Raw genomic sequence first — 17,025 nt, 5'->3', positions numbered from 1 at the left:
TTAAAAACTAAAGGATTATTTGGAAATGGATACTTCAACATTACTCATAAATGTCATGCTATATATATTTTTGCCATTATGGGGAATTGCCGGTTTTGTTGATTGGTGTTGTCATCGTGTAACAAAAATAGAAGATAACACAGGTATTAAAGAATCATTAATGCATTCAGTAATGGGCATACAAATGGGTGTTCCTATTGTCTTGTGTTTATTATTTAATGTTAATGTTTTAATTCTTCTGATTTGCATTATTACTTGGATTTCACACGAAATAGTTGCGCATTGTGATGTCAGATACGCCACACCGCTTCGTAAAATATCTATTTGGGAAATGCACGCCCACACTTACCTTGGCTCATTACCTTTGTATATGCTCACTTCTATTATTATTGTTAATTGGGATCATTTTCTACAACTCATTACCTTTCATTGGGCTGGTAACATGTCACTTACCTTAATTGACACGCCTCATGCCACACCAAAATACCTAACAAGCTATTTAATATTTATGGCGGTATTGTGCGTATTTCCGTATACGGAAGAAAATATCCGTTGTCTAAAAGCTTATTTAAAAAAAGGACAATAAGTGGACGTTTATATCAATAGTACTGGTCACTTTTTACCAGGTAAGGCCATAAACAACGATGAAATTGAAGAGATTTTAGGTTTAATTGATGGTAAAAAAAGTCGCTTAAAAAATAAAATATTACAGTCAAATGGTATTTTACAGCGTCATTACGCAATAAATGAGCAACAACAAACTCAAATATCGAATAGTGATATGGCCGCCAATGCAGGTAACGCTTGTATTAATAATAGCTACCTTTCTAGTAATAAAATAAAAATGCTTAGCTGTGCAACTAGCCAAGGCGATAACGTTTTGCCAGGCTTTGGTAGCATGGTACAAGCTGCTTTAAACTTATCTGAAGTAGAATTAAATACCAGTCACGGTATTTGTTCAAGCAGTATCATGGCGCTTAAAGCTGCTTTTAATGCTATAAAATGTGCTGATCATGATAATGCGCTAGTTATTGCCAGCGAGCTAACATCACGGTTATTTAAACACACCCGCTATGAACAAGTTGAAAATAACGAAGTTGATTTTAATGCGGAATTTTTACGTTGGATGTTATCTGATGGCGCAGGCGCTTTACTATTAGAAAATAAACCAAGACCAACAGGTAAAAGCCTTAAAATTGATTGGATAAAAAGCTTTTCGCACGCTAACGCTTTTCCTGTGTGTATGTCTGTTGGCCAAGCAAAGGATGAAAATCACAAAACATGGCAAGACTATGCAACTTATGCTGAAGCCGAAAAAGCGGGTGCTTTATTGTTACGACAAGATGTCAGATTACTAGATAATATCGTTGCTGTGGGTGTACAAGGCTTTTTAAAGTTAATAGCTCAAAAACACGTTGATATTAATAAAATAGATCACGTGCTTTGTCATTTTTCATCTAAATATTTTAAAAGTAAAATATTCGACATGCTGGAAATTGCCGGGGCAAGTATTCCCGAAGAAAAGTGGTACACCAACTTATATCAACGTGGTAATACGGGTTGTGCTGCAATTTTTATTATGTTGGATGAATTTATTAAAACCCATGATCTAAAAGTCGGCGAGACTATTTTTTGTATGGTGCCAGAAAGCGGCCGATTTAATTGTGCTTATATGCATCTTACTGTTGCGGAATAATTTAACATGGAAAATAAAGTACTCACGCCTTTAGGGCAAAAATGCTTACAGTCATTATTAAAAATATGGTTTGACTTTGACTTCTCACTAAATAATGTTCCGATCGTCAAACGCTTAGAGCAAGGCAGATTAAGTATTGAAGATTATCAAACTTTATTACTTAATTTACGTCAACAAGTTATTGAAGGATCACGATGGATAAGCCGAAGTGCCTCAAGTTTTGATAGAGATTACAGTGATATAAGATCCATAGTTATTGGCCATGCAAATGAAGAACATAGAGATTACCAATTACTAGAGCAAGATTATGTGGCCGCAGGAGGGAATATAAACACCATACAATCTTCAAGTAAAAATGTCGGCTCAGAAGCGTTACATGGCTTTCTTATGTATCGCGCGAGTCAGCCAAACCCAATTGATTTAATTGGTGCTATGTGGATTATTGAAGGTTTAGGCAACAAGATGGCCTTAAAATGGTCTAAGTGCATTAATGAACAACTTAAGTTTGCAACTTGTGCAACTTCATTTATGGATTATCATGGTGAAAATGATGAGCATCACTTAGATGAACTGTACAAATTAATAGATAGAGTTGCCAGCTGTGAAAAAAATATTGATGCCATAATTCGAACCGCAAAAGTGGTGGCAAAACTGTATAAATTACAATTAGAAGAGGTTGATAATGCCGAGTAAGCTTTCGAGTAAATATTTACAAGCTATCCGTCATGATGACTCACTCCCAATAGAAGAAGAAGCCGTTAATTTATGGATGAAAGATCTTGATAATAACTTTCGTTGGGTATTAAGGCCTATATTACAATTAGTATTTGCCGTGCTGCTTCATATTGTCTGGTTTATAAAACGTTTACCACTTCCGCAATTTAGTGCACACCAATTTTTGCAAAAAACTATTTGCTGGTTTTGTACCCACTTTGTTTCACCAGAAGCGAACTTATTGATATTAAGACATTTTGCCACTGAATCGAATATTCTTAATTTTTTAGCTGAAAACACAAACCATGAGCATCGAGTTGACCTGTATCCTAAAACGATTAACGATATGTTGCACAACACTTTTGTTAATCATGATGAAGAGTTATTTGAATGCTTTATAAAATTAGGTAAAAGCAATACAAGTAACCTTTCAAAAATACCGCAAGAAAATCAATGGTCAAGTTGGCAAGCAATTAATATGGATGAGTTTTCCATAACAAGAAAAAAAACACAGATATTAGACTTTGAAACATCACACGCGTTGTTTATGTGTTTATTTTGCTTTTTACTTAAAAAAGATGAATACCGTGATGCAATCAACGGTTTTAATTTAGACCAATCAATTGCTATAAGAATCGGCCGGATCATAGACGACTCCAGTTTAACGGAATATGCCTATAATAAATATCCACAGTATTTATTGGGTCCATGGAATTTGGGGCAACGCTTTTTAATGCATGGCTTTTTCACTGAACACTTATATGCAAAACTTAATGAGTTGAGACTTAATGAGTTAAGGTATAATGAGCAGCAAAACAAGTAGTTAAATTATTAACACAACTTATTTTGATGACTTATTTTGATGACTTATTTTGAATTTTATTTGTTTATCATTAGAGTAATAACTTTAAGTGCTTTACATATAACAAATAGCAATAAGGAATCTTTATTTATCACTTGCAGCAAGGTAAATTAACCAGTAGTGTATTTGTCATTAAAACAAGCGATTTTGCCATGGTAATTATTAGTTTTCGTATTACCTTTTTGCTTACGCATTCAGGTTGCACATTTAGGTTATGACTTAAAATTATTACCTTTAAATAAACAAATCACTTAGTTATTAAAACAAATTACTTTTAGCACTGATAATTTAAAACTAAATAGTATAAAATATCAGTAATTGAATGACTCACTAATGAGACTTTTTAAAAATGAACATTAACCTGAATCGACATCATCACCACCATCATCGCAACTAGCCCATTCAGGTTTACTTAATAAGTAAACTACCGAAGGGCAAGTGGCCTTTCAGTGGTTTTAAATAGCATAATACAATCTCTTAATATAAGTAACCGTAATTGCTAAACCCCCGAAAGAGTCACGACTCTCTCGGGGGTTTTTCGCATTTTAGCGAAATGAGAATTGTAAATGGTATATCCATAAAATTTAAAGATTAAAACGATAGGAATTAAGATTATGAGTACATCAGAGCCACGTTTACGCATTGCAATGCAAAAGTCAGGTCGTCTTAGTGATGATACCCAAGAATTACTAAAACGCTGTGGATTAAAAATCAATTTGAGCGACAGAAGATTATTGGCTCATGTTAGCAATATGCCTATTGATATTATGCGTGTTCGTTCAAGCGATATTCCTGGTTTAATCATGGACGGCGTTTGTGATTTAGGTATTGTTGGCGATAACACATTAGAAGAAGAAGAATTAGAACGTCAATTAATTGGTAGCAAGTCTGAATATATTCGCACTACTGCATTAGACTTTGGTGGCTGTCGTTTTTCTATCGCCATGCCTGAAGAGTTTGAATACACAGGTTTAAAATGTTTAGACGGCTTACGTTTTGCAACAACCTACCCACAATTATTAACGCGTTTTGCTAAAGAAAATGGCATTAACGTTGAATTTTGTTTATTAAAGGGCTCGGTTGAAGTTGCGCCTCGTGTTGGCTTAGCTGATGGTATTTGTGATTTAGTATCAACCGGCGCAACACTTGAAGCAAATGGCTTGAAAGAAGTAGCAGAAGTATTTCGCTCAAAAGCATCATTAATTCAGCGTTCAGATGCGTTATGTACAGGCAAACAAGCAATTTTAGATACTTTGTTACCGCGTATTTACGGCGTGATGAAAGCGAAAGAAAGTAAGTACATCATGTTACACGCACCAAAAGGCAAAGTTACTGAAGTTTGTCAATTAATGCCTGGCACTGAAACACCAACGATTTTACCATTAGCAGGTCGTGATGACATGGTAGCTGTACACGTTGTTGCTACCGAAACCTTCTTCTGGGAAACCATGGAGAAATTAAAAGAGCTAGGTTGTAACTCCATTCTAGTTATGCCGATTGAGAAAATGATGGGCTAAATTAACTGACTTCATTGCCTGTTGAAGTAATTTCGGCATCGGTTGTACTCACTGACTAACGTCAGCTCCGTGCAACCTCTTTGCAATTACATCAACAAGCTTCGAAGAAAGTAAATTACTCACAAGCAGATAATACTAAAGCACAGACAAATTAATACCGAGACCAAACTGAGAATATTATGATAAATCAACTTATCAATTGGCAAGAGCTTTCAGCGCAACAGAAAATAACAGCACTTGCACGTCCAGCAATTGCTGACAGTGCATTGTTATCAACACAAGTTGCTAATATTATTTCGCGCGTAAGAAATCAAGGTGATCAAGCTCTACTCGAATTAACCGAACAATTTGATGGTATAGCGCTTAAAACCTTATCGGTTAGCGCTGAGCAAGTAGCTCAAGCAAAATCTGCGTTAAGCGAGAAACGCTTAAAAGCAATCAACACCGCTTACACGCAAATTAGATCATTTCATCTAGCTCAAAAAGCAGAAGATATTACGGTTGAAACAACGCCAGGCGTAAAATGTACATTAAAAACTGAAGCAATTGAAAGCGTTGGTTTATATATTCCTGCAGGCTCTGCACCATTACCATCAACAGTATTAATGCTAGGTGTACCATCACAAATTACCGGTTGTGATCGTGTTGTTTTAGTTTGTCCTCCAGATAAGAAAGGTCAACTAGCCGATGAGGTTTTAGTAGCTGCTGATTTATGTGGTATTACTGAAATTTACACAGTAGGCGGCGCACAAGCGATTGCAGCTTTAGCTTACGGCACAAAAACAATACCCGCAGTAAATAAAGTATTTGGTCCAGGTAACCGCTATGTTACCGAAGCAAAAACTCAACTTTCTCAAAAAGTACCAGGATTTGCTATCGACATGCCAGCAGGCCCGTCAGAAGTATTAGTTATTGCCGATGAGCAAGCAAACGCTGCTTTTATTGCTGCGGATTTATTATCACAAGCTGAGCACGGTGTAGACAGCCAAGTAATCTTACTGAGCGACTCTGAGTCATTAATCAAAAAAGTTGAAAGCGAAATTATCAAACAGGTGGCGTTATTATCTCGCCGTGAAATTGCTGAAAAAGCGTTAACACAATCACGTTTGATTTTGACTAAAGACTTAGCACAAGCAGTTGAAGTATCAAACCTGTATGGTCCTGAACATTTAATTATTCAAACTGAAGATGCGCAAACATTATTACGTAAGTTACGTAATGCCGGTTCAATATTTGTTGGTGCTTATACACCAGAATCTGCTGGTGATTACGCTAGTGGTACTAACCACGTATTACCTACTTATGGTTATTCAAAAGTGGTTTCAAGCTTGTCACTTGCTGATTTCTCTCGTCGTTATACTATACAAGAAATTACTAAGTCCGGCTTAACTAGCTTGTCTGAATGTATTATTGAATTAACTAACGCAGAAGGGTTAGACGCGCACCAACGCGCGGTAACTATTCGCTTAGAAGAAGGTAATTAAGCATGAGCGCTTCAGCTAACAATGCTTCAAGCATTGATGCTTTGATCAGAAAATTAGCAAGAGAAGAATTAGTAGACATGGTGCCATACCAATCTGCTCGTCGTCTTTTTGCTAGTGGCGATAATGAACAAGCTAACAGTAAAACTTGGTTGAATGCTAACGAAGCGCCAGGTCAAGGTAAGTATCAATTAAACAGCGAAAACATTAATCGCTACCCTGACTTTCAACCGCAAGCGTTATTAAATGCTTACAGCAATTATTGTAAATTATCGGTTAAAAGTATTTTAGCAACCCGCGGTGCAGATGAAGGCATTGAATTAATTATTCGCAGCTTTTGTAAAGCTTACCAAGACAGTATTCTTATTTGTCCGCCAACTTATGGCATGTATGCAATCAGCGCTGAGAATCACGGCGCCGATGTTATTAAAGTACCTTTAATTAATACCACAGAAGCAAAGTGTCAATTAGATCTTGAAGGTTTAAAAGCACAAGTAGGTAAAGTTAAAGTAGTATTTTTATGCTCACCAGGTAACCCAACGGGCAATACATTACCGCAAGCAGAAATTAAAGCCGTTATTGAAATGTTTAAAGATAGTGCCATGGTAGTCGTTGACGAAGCATATTATGAATATACCTCAGAAGACTTCTCAGCTGATCAAATCAATACCAAGTTAATTAGTACATATGACAACGTTATTGTTTTAAGAACCTTATCAAAAGCTTTTGCTTTAGCGGGTTTACGTTGCGGCTTTACTTTAGCAAGCGAAGAAGTTATTACCTTATTGAGTAAAGTTATTGCGCCTTACCCAGTTCCAGCGCCTATCGCTGAAATTGCCAGCCAAGCATTAACCAATGATTTAGCGCTAATGCAAACACGTGTAATAAACGCTAATGCGTTACGTACTGAGTTAATAACATGGCTTGAGCAGCAAAATTGGTGCTGTGAAGTTTTCCCAAGCGACGCGAACTTTGTATTATTTCGCTGTAATAACTTGAGCGAGAAAGACACCGTATTTAATTTATTAGTAGAGAATAACATTTTAATTCGTGACCAATCTAAGCAATTACAGCTTGAAAATTGTCTTCGAATTAGTCTTGGCAGTGAAGCCGAAATATCACAGTTAAAACAGCTACTAGAAACACTTAAGTAACGTTAATGCTAGCTTTCAATGTACCGCTAGCATAACAAAAATAATGAAGAGCATTTTATTTTATGAGTAAGCCCCAAGAGAAAATATTATTTATCGATCGTGACGGAACACTTGTTGAAGAGCCACTTATTGACAAGCAACTTGATACCTTAGAGAAACTTGTATTTGAACCAAACGTTATAGCTGAATTATTAAAGCTACAAGCAAAAGGTTTTAAGTTAGTGATGGTGTCCAATCAAGACGGTTTAGGTACGGATAGCTTTCCACAAGCAGACTTCGATTTACCACATGACAAAATGATGAATATATTTACTTCTCAAGGTATTCATTTTCAAGACGTATTACTTTGCCCTCATTTTGAAGAAGACAACTGCAACTGTCGTAAACCCAAGCTTGGTTTAGTAAGTGAATACTTACAACAAGGCCGTGTCGACTTTACTAATTCTTACGTTATTGGCGACAGAGAAACCGATATGGGTCTTGCCGCAAATATGGGTATTGTTGGTATTAAATACGATCGCGAAATGTTAAATTGGGCACAAGTTAGCGAACAAATCATTAACCAGTTAGAACAACCTCGTATAGCGACAGTTACCCGTACAACTAAAGAAACCGATATTACGGTAACGGTTAATTTAGACAAAGCAGGTGGTAGCCAAATCGATACAGGTTTAGGTTTTTTTGATCACATGTTAGATCAAATCGCGACACACGGAGGCTTTCAATTAGATTGTAAAGTAAGTGGTGATTACCACATTGATGATCACCACAGTGTTGAAGATACCGCATTGGCTCTAGGACAAGCATTACGTGAAGCCTTAGGTAACAAACGTGGTATCAACCGTTTCGGTTTTGTTATTCCTATGGATGAATGTAGAGCGGAATGTGCAATTGATCTTTCTGGTCGTCCGTGGTTAGAATTTGATGCCGATTTTACTAGCGATAAAGTTGGTACTATGTCGACACAAATGGTGCCGCACTTCTTCCGTTCACTTGCTGACTCAATGTTAATTTCTCTACATTTATCAACCAGTAAAGGTAACTGTCACCACCAAGTTGAAAGTTTATTTAAAGTATTTGGTCGCGCATTAGGTCAAGCCATTAAAGTTGAAGGCGATGCAATGCCAAGTTCAAAAGGTACTTTGTAATGACAACAGCGAGCTCTTTACCAACAAACGTTATTGTTGATACCGGTTGTGCTAATTTATCATCGGTTAAATTTGCCGTAGAGCGTTTAGGTTTTGACGTGACTATTACTGATGACGTTGAGTTAATTAAACAAGCGAAAAAAGTGATTTTTCCTGGTGTTGGCAGCGCGAAACACGCAATGGAAAATATTAAAGCTAAAAACTTAATTGACGTACTTCAAGGTCTAAAACAACCCGTGCTAGGTTTTTGTTTAGGTATGCAATTAATGACTGAGTCATCAACCGAAGGCGACAGTGAAAAAGTAGTGCCTTGTTTGAATCTTATCCCTACTAAAGTTGAGCCTTTAAAAGCAATAGGTAACCGTTTACCACACATGGGGTGGAACACGCTAACACATGTAAGTGACCACCCAATTTTTAACGGTATTTCAGTTGGTGACTACTTTTATTTTGTACATAGCTTTGCCGCACCAATTAGTGAATACACGATTGCTAGCTGTGAATACGGCAGCGCATTTTCAGCAGCTATAGCTAAAGACAACTTTATTGGTTGTCAATTTCACCCTGAGCGTTCAAGTGCGCTAGGTAGCAAAATAATTCAAAATTTTCTTGAGCTAGACGCAACAGAACTTACCTTTTCAAATAAAAATCAGGAGCAAATTTAGCTATGATGATCCCAGCAATTGACTTAATCAGTGGTGAAGTTGTTCGCTTATATCAAGGCGATTACGCTCAAAAAACAAATTATGAATATACGGTGCAAAACCGTCAACAAGCTTACGCTGACGCAGGTGCAACAGTTATGCACTTTGTTGATTTAGATGGCGCAAAAGACAGTACTAAACGTCAATTAGAAACATTAAAAACCGTAGTTAATCACCCATCAATGATCATTCAAGTAGGTGGTGGCGTACGTTGTGAAGATGACGTAAAACAGTTATTAGACCTTGGCGCAAATCGTGTAGTTATCGGTAGCTTAGCTATCAAACAACCTGAACTTGTTACCGAGTGGGTAAAAAAATACGGCAGTGAAAAAATTGTTTTAGCGTTAGATATTAAAATTGATGCTCAAGGCAATAAAACACTACCAACTCATGGTTGGATTGAAGACAGCGGTGTAAACCTAGAAGACTTACTGGCTCAATATCAAGATGCAGGTATTAAACACGTATTATGTACTGACATCAGTAAAGACGGTACGTTAGCTGGTACTAATGTTGATTTATATACAGAAGTTTGTGCGAAGTACCCTGACATTGATTGGCAAGCATCAGGTGGCATTGGCAGCCTTGATGACATTAAAGCATTAATTCATACCGGTGTTAGCGGCGTGATCTTAGGTCGTTCTTTACTTGAAGGTAAATTCACTCTCGAAGAAGCAATTGCTTGTTGGCCTCAATCAAACACAAAATCAAGTACTAAAGGTGATAAGTAATGCTAGCTAAAAGAATTATCCCTTGCCTTGATGTTCGAGACGGTAAAGTAGTTAAAGGCGTACAGTTTCGTAACCATGAAATTATTGGTGACATTGTACCGCTTGCGCAAAAATACGCACAAGCAGGTGCTGATGAATTAGTCTTTTACGATATTACTGCAAGTTCAGATGGGCGTGTTGTAGATAAAAGCTGGGTCAGTCGTATTGCCGAAGTAATTGATATTCCATTTTGTGTTGCTGGTGGCATTAAAAGCGAAGCTGATGCAAAAGAAATTTTAATGATGGGCGCAGATAAAATCAGTATTAACTCACCTGCCCTTGCTGATCCAAGTTTAATTAGCCGCTTAGCCGATGTTTTTGGTCAGCAATGTATTGTTGTTGGCATCGATAGTTTTTATAACAAAGATACAGGCAAATACGAAGTTTACCAATTTACTGGTGATGAAACGCGTACTCAACAAACTAGTTGGACAACGTTCGATTGGATCCAAGAAGTACAAAAACGTGGTGCGGGTGAAATTGTATTAAACTGCATGAATCAAGACGGTGTGCGTAACGGTTACGACATTGAACAACTAAAGCAAGCGCGCGCAGTGTGTAACGTGCCTTTAATTGCTTCAGGCGGCGCAGGTACTATGGAACATTTTAAAGATGTTTATCAACAAGCCGATGTTGACGGTGGCTTAGCGGCTAGTGTTTTCCATAAAGGAATTATTCCTATGGATGAACTAAAGCAGTACTTAATTGATAACAATATCGCTATTAGACCGTAAAAGTTAACAAAACTGTTAACTACCACATCTACCGATTAAAGCACTAAGAATAGGATTAGAAAGAACAACATGATTGTAACTTTAGATAATGTACAAGATCTGGCTTGGGAAAAAATGGATAACTTGTTACCAGCCATCATTCAAGATGCGGCAACTGGTGCTGTACTAATGCAAGGTTTTATGGATATTGAAGCATTAACTGCAACACTAAACACAAGCAAAGCTACTTTCTTTAGCCGTTCAAAACAACGCTTATGGATGAAAGGCGAAAGCTCTGGTAATACCTTAGACGTGACTCAAGTATTAGCTGATTGTGACCAAGATTGTTTATTAATTGCAGCTAATCCTAATGGGCCAACCTGTCATTTAAATACCACGTCTTGTTTTCCCGAAGAGCAAATTAGCCAACAAAACTTTTTAAGCCACTTAGAACGTTTTGTAAATAAGCGTGCTAATGATCCTATTGAAGAAAGTTACACAGCCCGTTTACTTTCTCGTGGAACTAACAAGGTTGCTCAAAAAGTTGGTGAAGAAGGTGTTGAAGTTGTTATTGCAGCATTAGCTGAAACTAAAGATGACTTTTTAGGTGAATGTGCTGATTTGTTTTACCACACCTTAGTATTACTGAAAGATCAAAAAATAGAACTTGCAGAAGTGATGGAAGTTTTACAAAAACGTCACAATAAATAATAACTAAGACCCTATAGCTTTAAAGACTTTTGCTAAATGCCTACATCCTTGTTATTGTTTATATAAATATAGAGATAACAAGGATGCTATCCCCTTTCTTCTAGAAGAATTAATGATGGTGTGCTTTTATGGTAAAGTTTAATAGGGGCTATTTTTATAAGACTAACAGTTCTTCTATTCAAATAAAGTTATTCATACTTTATTTCATTGTTTTTTGCCAATCTTCTTTTGCAAACCCCAATAGCGTACTCATCTATATTCGCGATGATGTTTACATTGATTATCAAGAATTTGTCTCAGGCAGAGATATAGCCACTATAGATAACTTTTCCGGCAAGAGTATCCGTCGTGATGTAGTTGATATGATCATAGCTCAAAAAGCACTTAGACTTGGCGGTTTTAACGACTCTTTCAACTATGCCGCGGGTAAAGTAAATTTTCGTAATACTAAAATGCTGCAAAATGGTAAGTCACTTATTAGCTTTGATTCTTATTGGTTAAAAGACTCACAACCTATTGCTAAATATGTATATATTTCTGATGAAGTGATAAGAAATGGTGAATACGTGGCTGGCATCTATACGAGTCCTGAAAACTCGAAGACTTTAGCATTAAACAGCCTCTCTGATCTTACTCAGTTAACTGCGGTGTCAACACCTCTTTGGCGGACAGATTGGAGTACCCTTGAAGAATTACCACTTAAAGAGCTTATAAGAGACGACTCTTGGCTGTCTATGGTGCGTATGGTTAATTTATTATGGATTGATTTTATCTTAATGCCCTTTAATTCAACTCCCGATTTAAGTTTCACAATGGGAGTTATACATTTAGTTCCGGTACCGAATATAGGAATATTACTTAAAGACTCCCGCCATTTCATCATTAGTAAAGCACATCCTAAAGGGGAGGCCGCTTTTATAGCAATTAATAAAGGCTTGAAAATGTTACGTGAAAATGGGGACATTGAAAGAGCTTATCAACAAGCGGGATTTTTTGTAGACCCACATAAAGTTCGTATCATTAACCCTTAACTTAGCTACTCATTTAGCTTCCTTAACCATCAATTGAACTTATGCAGACAAAAACAACTTGGCAAGCACGGTACTTTTCACAATTATCACTTGAACAACTCTATGACATGTTAAAACTCCGTGCCGATGTATTTGTAGTTGAACAAAACTGTATTTATCCTGACTTGGATGGTGATAAAGACAATCTAGATAGACACTCAGAAACAATTCACTTGCTTGGATATCAAGATGTTAATGAACAGACTAAAGTCGGTCAAAAAGATCAACAGCTCGTCGCTCACCTACGTATTTTAGCGAAAGGGCAAAGCTATGATGACTATATTAGTATTGGTCGAGTAGTAACGGTCAAAAATGCAAGAGGTAATGGTTTAGGTCATGATCTGCTAACGCAAGGCTTAGCACTTTGTCAGCAATACTTTCCCAACGAAGGAATTAAAATTTCAGCCCAGCAACATTTAAAAACCTATTACGCCAAACACGGTTTTGAACAAGTTTCACCTATGTATTTAGAAGACGGTATTCCTCATATAGCAATGGTGATTAACAAAGAACACCAGTAAAAGTTGTACCTTTACAACACCAAATTTATTCCCAAGAAACAAAAAACTCGCCGGAGCGAGTTTTTAGTCAGTAAGCTTACTTACATCTTTACTTAACTAGTAAAAAGCTATTAAGCTAGTTTTTCAGAAAGTAATGCATTTACCGCTTCAACAGCTTGAGTACCATCTACTGTTAAGTAACTACAGTTGCCAGATTTAGCCTCAGCTTGGTAAAAGTCTACTAATGGTTTAGTTTGCTCATGGTAAATAGCTAAACGTTTTTTCACTGTTGATTCTTCATCATCAGGACGGATAGATAAGTCATCACCCGTTACATCATCTTTACCTTCAACCTTTGGTGGGTTGTAAACTAAATGGTAAGTACGACCTGAGCCAGAATGTACACGACGGCCAGCCATACGTTCAACAATCACTTCATCAGGTACATCAAACTCTAATACGTGATCAACAACTATACCATGCTCTTTCATTGCATCTGCTTGTGGAATAGTACGTGGGAAACCATCTAGTAAGAAACCAGGCTTACAATCATCTTCTGCTACACGCTCTTTTACTAAACCGATGATCAACTCATCAGAAACTAATTGACCTGCATCCATAACCGCTTTAGCTTGTTTGCCAAGCTCAGTTCCCGCTTTAATAGCAGCACGAAGCATGTCACCAGTAGAAATCTGTGGAATACCAAATTTTTCCATTAAAAATTGTGCTTGGGTGCCTTTACCTGCACCAGGAGCACCTAATAAAACTATACGCATAATATTATGTAACCTTAATCTTAATATAGAGGGGTAAATATAAATAACTTTTACGTTAAAATGATTTTATTATAGCAAGAAACACAGCGCCGATAGCGTTTAATCATCTTAATGTAACAATTCTTTTGGCTATTATACCAGTTCCATTAATTAGGTGGTCTATTTTATACCTAGGAATAATCACCAAATAAATAACGACGTAATTGGGTATTTTAACAAGTATTAATGATCACATATTCATTGGGATTGGTATTACTTATAGCTGCAACACTATACAAGTTAGCTCTAATTCAAACAAGCTTATGATAAAAAAAGGGACACTCTTTATTATAGAATATCCCTTTTATACAAGTGTGTCAGCTTAGCAAATAACTAAATATTATTTAGTAAGTGATAACATTAATTTATTTAAACGACCTACAAAGCTTGCTGGATCTTTTAAGCTACCACGCTCAGCTAACATAGCTTGTTCAAATAATACTTCAACCCACTGGTTAAATTTATCATCATCTTGTTCATCTGCCACGTGTTTAACTAAAGCGTGCTCGCCGTTAATTTCAAAGATAGGTAAAGTTTCAGGAACCTCTTGGCCTACCGATGCCATTAACTTAGCCATTTGACTACTCATATCATCTTCATCTGCAACAATACACGCAGGAGAGTCAGTTAAACGTTGTGACAATTTAACTTCTTTCACTTTGCCCGCTAAACTTGTTTTAATACGCTTAACAACTGAATCAAATTCTTTTTCAAGCTTCTCTTGCGCTTCTTTAGTTTCAGCATCGTCCATATCGCCAAGATCAAGACCGCCACGAGTTACTGATTGTAATTGCTTACCATCAAACTCATTTAAGTGACTAACTAACCATTCATCAATGCGATCAGACATCAATAAAACTTCGATACCTTTCTTACGGAAAACTTCTAAATGCGGGCTATTTTTAGCCGCTTCAAAACTATCTGCAACAACAAAGTAAATCTTATCCTGACCTTCTTTCATTCGCTCAATGTATGACGCTAAAGAAACGTTTTGTACCGAAGTATCTTCATTAGTTGATGCAAAACGTAATAAACCTGCAACTTGCTCTTTATTCGCGTGATCTTCAGCAGGGCCTTCTTTTAATACTTGACCAAACTCATCCCAAAAACCTTGGTACTTCTCTGTATCGTTTTTGCCTAATTTCTCAAGCATTTTCAATACACGTTTAGTACAACCTTTACGAATTGCTTGAGTGATTTTATTATCTTGTAAAATCTCACGAGAAACATTTAATGGTAAATCGTTAGAGTCTAATAAACCTTTTACAAAACGTAAGTAGGTTGGCATAAACTGTTCAGCATCATCCATAATAAATACACGTTGTACAAACAACTTCAAACCATGTTGTTTTTCACGGTTGTACATATCAAATGGTGCTTTAGCAGGAACGTATAATAGAGACGTGTATTCAGTTTTACCTTCTACTCTGTTGTGCTCCCATAGTAGAGGATCACCAAAGTCATGTGACACATGCTTATAGAATTCTTTGTATTCTTCGTCGGTTACATCAGCTTTTTCACGAGTCCATAAAGCCGTTGCTTTATTTACTGGCTCCCATAGAGCAGGAACCGCAGGTTTTGCTTCAATAGCAGGAACCGTTACATTACCTTCATCATCTTTAACTTCTTCTTTCGCTTCAACAGCAGGAACTTCAGGAGTTAGCATTTGCACAGACACTGAAATATGATCAGAGTATTTAGTCACGATTGACTTTAAACGCCAGTCATCTGCATATTCTACTTCATCATCTTTTAAATGAAGAATAATATCAGTACCACGATTGGCTTTGTTAATTTTAGCCGTAGTGAATGAACCTTCACCTGTACTCACCCATTCGACACCATTAGCGGCATCATCACCAGCTTTACGTGTACGTACAGTAACTTTATCAGCAACAATAAATGCTGAGTAGAAACCAACACCAAATTGACCAATTAGTTGTGAGTCTGATGCTTGGTCACCTGATAATTGTGAGAAGAAATCAGCAGTACCTGATTTAGCAATAGTACCTAAGTGCTCAATAACTTCTTCTTGAGTCATTCCAATACCGTTATCAGAAATAGTAACAGTTTTGTTTTCTTTATCGCAGCTTACGCGAACACGTAGATCACCGTCGTTTTCATATAAGCTATCATCAGATAATGCTTTAAAGCGCAACTTATCTGCAGCATCTGCAGCGTTTGATACTAATTCACGTAAAAATATTTCTTTATTTGAATAAAGTGAATGGATCATTAATTGAAGAATTTTTGCATTATCGGATGCAAACTGATGGTTTTCTACTTGATTGGCTTCAGACATCTGAAACATCTCCTGTCATTAAATAAGAGTTAAATATTCGATAAGAAAGATGTGGGGCAAGTTGAAAATAATTCAAGGATACTTAGCAAATAACTTAGTATTAAATCGATCTAAAAATGTTTTAAATTATGATCAGATCGTAAATATTAAAACACATAAAAAGATATTTCATTACTTGTAGACGGGAATTTGATAACACTTATCTACCATTCGATACCTACTGCTCGATTAAAAATCTCGCCTACAAATTCAATAGTCAGAATACTTAAAATCTATGCACGACTGTAGGAGGCTGCCCTGCAGGCGAAAGATTAGAGCACCTAAATACTTTATGTGTTGGTTATTCATCAATAAATTGAGGTAGATAACAACCAAAACTATGTTTTGGCTCACCTGCAGGGCAGCTTCCTACAAAGTTTTTCTAATACGAAAGTAAATATAGATTTTTCAAATGCTAAAAACCAAAAAGCCCGTAACATTGTTACTGGCTTTTCAGAGCTTACGCTCAAATTTGAAGTGGAGAATGTCCTACAGCACGACGTAGGAGGCTGCCCTGCAGGCGAAAAGATTAGTGCACCTGAATGTTTATGTCTCATATATTCATCAATATATGGAGGTAAATAACAGAAAAAAATACGTTTTAGGTCACCTGCAGGGCAGCTTCCTACGCGGTATTCTTTAAATGCTAAAAAGCAAAAAGCCCGCAACAATGTTGCGGGCTTTTCAGAGCTTTCGCTCAAATTAGAAGTCTAGCAATGTCCTACTCTCACATGGGAACTCCCACACTACCATCGGCGCAACTGCGTTTCACTTCTGAGTTCGGAATGGATTCAGGTGGGACCACAGCGCTATTGTCGCTAAACAAAAA

16 protein-coding genes and 1 rRNA gene are annotated in these 17,025 nt (G+C 36.8%); 14 read left to right on the top strand and 3 right to left on the bottom strand.

Going from position 1 to position 17,025, the window contains the following annotated elements; genetic code table 11:
* The first annotated feature begins 25 nt into the window (after positions 1–25).
* From CWS31_RS14730 to CWS31_RS14665, 14 genes are all read left to right on the top strand, one after another.
* The gene (locus tag CWS31_RS14730) at positions 26–586 is read left to right on the top strand and encodes a diguanylate cyclase (RefSeq protein ID WP_101344239.1); all 561 of its coding nucleotides are present in this window, start codon (positions 26–28) and stop codon (positions 584–586) included.
* Entirely contained in the window at positions 587–1,696 is a 1,110-nt protein-coding gene (locus CWS31_RS14725; protein WP_101344240.1) for a beta-ketoacyl-ACP synthase III, read from the top strand. It abuts the gene before it with no gap.
* A 6-nt stretch (positions 1,697–1,702) separates the two neighbouring features.
* Positions 1,703–2,389, top strand: coding sequence for an iron-containing redox enzyme family protein (locus tag CWS31_RS14720; protein ID WP_101344241.1), 687 nt, complete (start codon positions 1,703–1,705; stop codon positions 2,387–2,389).
* The gene (locus CWS31_RS14715) at positions 2,379–3,233 is read left to right on the top strand and encodes a DUF6999 family protein (protein ID WP_101344242.1); all 855 of its coding nucleotides are present in this window, start codon (positions 2,379–2,381) and stop codon (positions 3,231–3,233) included. Before CWS31_RS14720 ends, CWS31_RS14715 begins: the two co-directional genes overlap by 11 nt.
* A 653-nt stretch (positions 3,234–3,886) precedes the next feature.
* Positions 3,887–4,789 carry an ATP phosphoribosyltransferase gene (gene hisG, locus CWS31_RS14710; protein WP_101344243.1) on the top strand — a complete coding sequence of 301 codons (903 nt, stop codon included), beginning with the start codon at positions 3,887–3,889 and terminating at the stop codon, positions 4,787–4,789.
* 179 nt (positions 4,790–4,968) lie between these two features.
* Positions 4,969–6,273 (top strand): histidinol dehydrogenase, encoded by a 1,305-nt coding sequence (hisD, locus tag CWS31_RS14705; protein WP_101344244.1) that lies wholly within the window; start codon positions 4,969–4,971, stop codon positions 6,271–6,273.
* Positions 6,274–6,275: 2 nt separating this feature from the next.
* On the top strand, positions 6,276–7,424 hold the full coding sequence (gene hisC, locus CWS31_RS14700; RefSeq protein ID WP_101344245.1) for a histidinol-phosphate transaminase: 1,149 nt from the start codon (positions 6,276–6,278) through the stop codon (positions 7,422–7,424).
* A gap of 62 nt (positions 7,425–7,486) precedes the next feature.
* Positions 7,487–8,572: a bifunctional histidinol-phosphatase/imidazoleglycerol-phosphate dehydratase HisB gene (hisB, locus tag CWS31_RS14695; protein ID WP_101344246.1), complete on the top strand. Its 1,086-nt coding sequence runs from the start codon at positions 7,487–7,489 to the stop codon at positions 8,570–8,572.
* Positions 8,572–9,237, top strand: coding sequence for an imidazole glycerol phosphate synthase subunit HisH (hisH, locus tag CWS31_RS14690; protein ID WP_101344247.1), 666 nt, complete (start codon positions 8,572–8,574; stop codon positions 9,235–9,237). The genes hisB and hisH overlap by 1 nt, the downstream gene beginning before the upstream one ends.
* Before the next feature lie 2 nt (positions 9,238–9,239).
* Positions 9,240–10,007, top strand: coding sequence for a 1-(5-phosphoribosyl)-5-[(5-phosphoribosylamino)methylideneamino]imidazole-4-carboxamide isomerase (gene hisA, locus CWS31_RS14685; protein WP_101344248.1), 768 nt, complete (start codon positions 9,240–9,242; stop codon positions 10,005–10,007).
* Entirely contained in the window at positions 10,007–10,780 is a 774-nt protein-coding gene (hisF, locus tag CWS31_RS14680) for an imidazole glycerol phosphate synthase subunit HisF (RefSeq protein WP_101344249.1), read from the top strand. The genes hisA and hisF overlap by 1 nt, the downstream gene beginning before the upstream one ends.
* A gap of 69 nt (positions 10,781–10,849) precedes the next feature.
* Positions 10,850–11,470: a bifunctional phosphoribosyl-AMP cyclohydrolase/phosphoribosyl-ATP diphosphatase HisIE gene (gene hisIE / locus CWS31_RS14675; RefSeq protein ID WP_101344250.1), complete on the top strand. Its 621-nt coding sequence runs from the start codon at positions 10,850–10,852 to the stop codon at positions 11,468–11,470.
* Positions 11,471–11,598: 128 nt separating this feature from the next.
* Positions 11,599–12,501, top strand: a complete 903-nt coding sequence (locus CWS31_RS14670) for a hypothetical protein (RefSeq protein WP_246143548.1) — start codon at positions 11,599–11,601, stop codon at positions 12,499–12,501.
* Between the two features lie 41 nt (positions 12,502–12,542).
* Positions 12,543–13,061 (top strand): GNAT family N-acetyltransferase, encoded by a 519-nt coding sequence (locus tag CWS31_RS14665; protein ID WP_101344251.1) that lies wholly within the window; start codon positions 12,543–12,545, stop codon positions 13,059–13,061.
* 110 nt (positions 13,062–13,171) lie between these two features.
* Here CWS31_RS14665 and adk read toward each other — a convergent pair whose 3' ends face one another.
* The 3 genes from adk to rrf form a co-directional block, all read right to left on the bottom strand.
* Entirely contained in the window at positions 13,172–13,816 is a 645-nt protein-coding gene (gene adk, locus CWS31_RS14660; protein ID WP_101344252.1) for an adenylate kinase, read from the bottom strand.
* Positions 13,817–14,195: 379 nt separating this feature from the next.
* Positions 14,196–16,157, bottom strand: a complete 1,962-nt coding sequence (htpG, locus tag CWS31_RS14655) for a molecular chaperone HtpG (RefSeq protein ID WP_101344253.1) — start codon at positions 16,155–16,157, stop codon at positions 14,196–14,198.
* Positions 16,158–16,904: 747 nt separating this feature from the next.
* Positions 16,905–17,019 (bottom strand): 5S ribosomal RNA (rrf, locus tag CWS31_RS14650).
* Between the last annotated feature and the right edge of the window lie 6 nt (positions 17,020–17,025).

It is taken from the genome of Colwellia echini (assembly GCF_002843355.2).
In the GTDB taxonomy this organism is placed as follows: Bacteria; Pseudomonadota; Gammaproteobacteria; order Enterobacterales; family Alteromonadaceae; genus Colwellia; species Colwellia echini.
The sequence above is the reverse complement of the archived record's forward strand: the minus strand, read 5'-3'. Positions and strand labels throughout refer to the sequence as shown.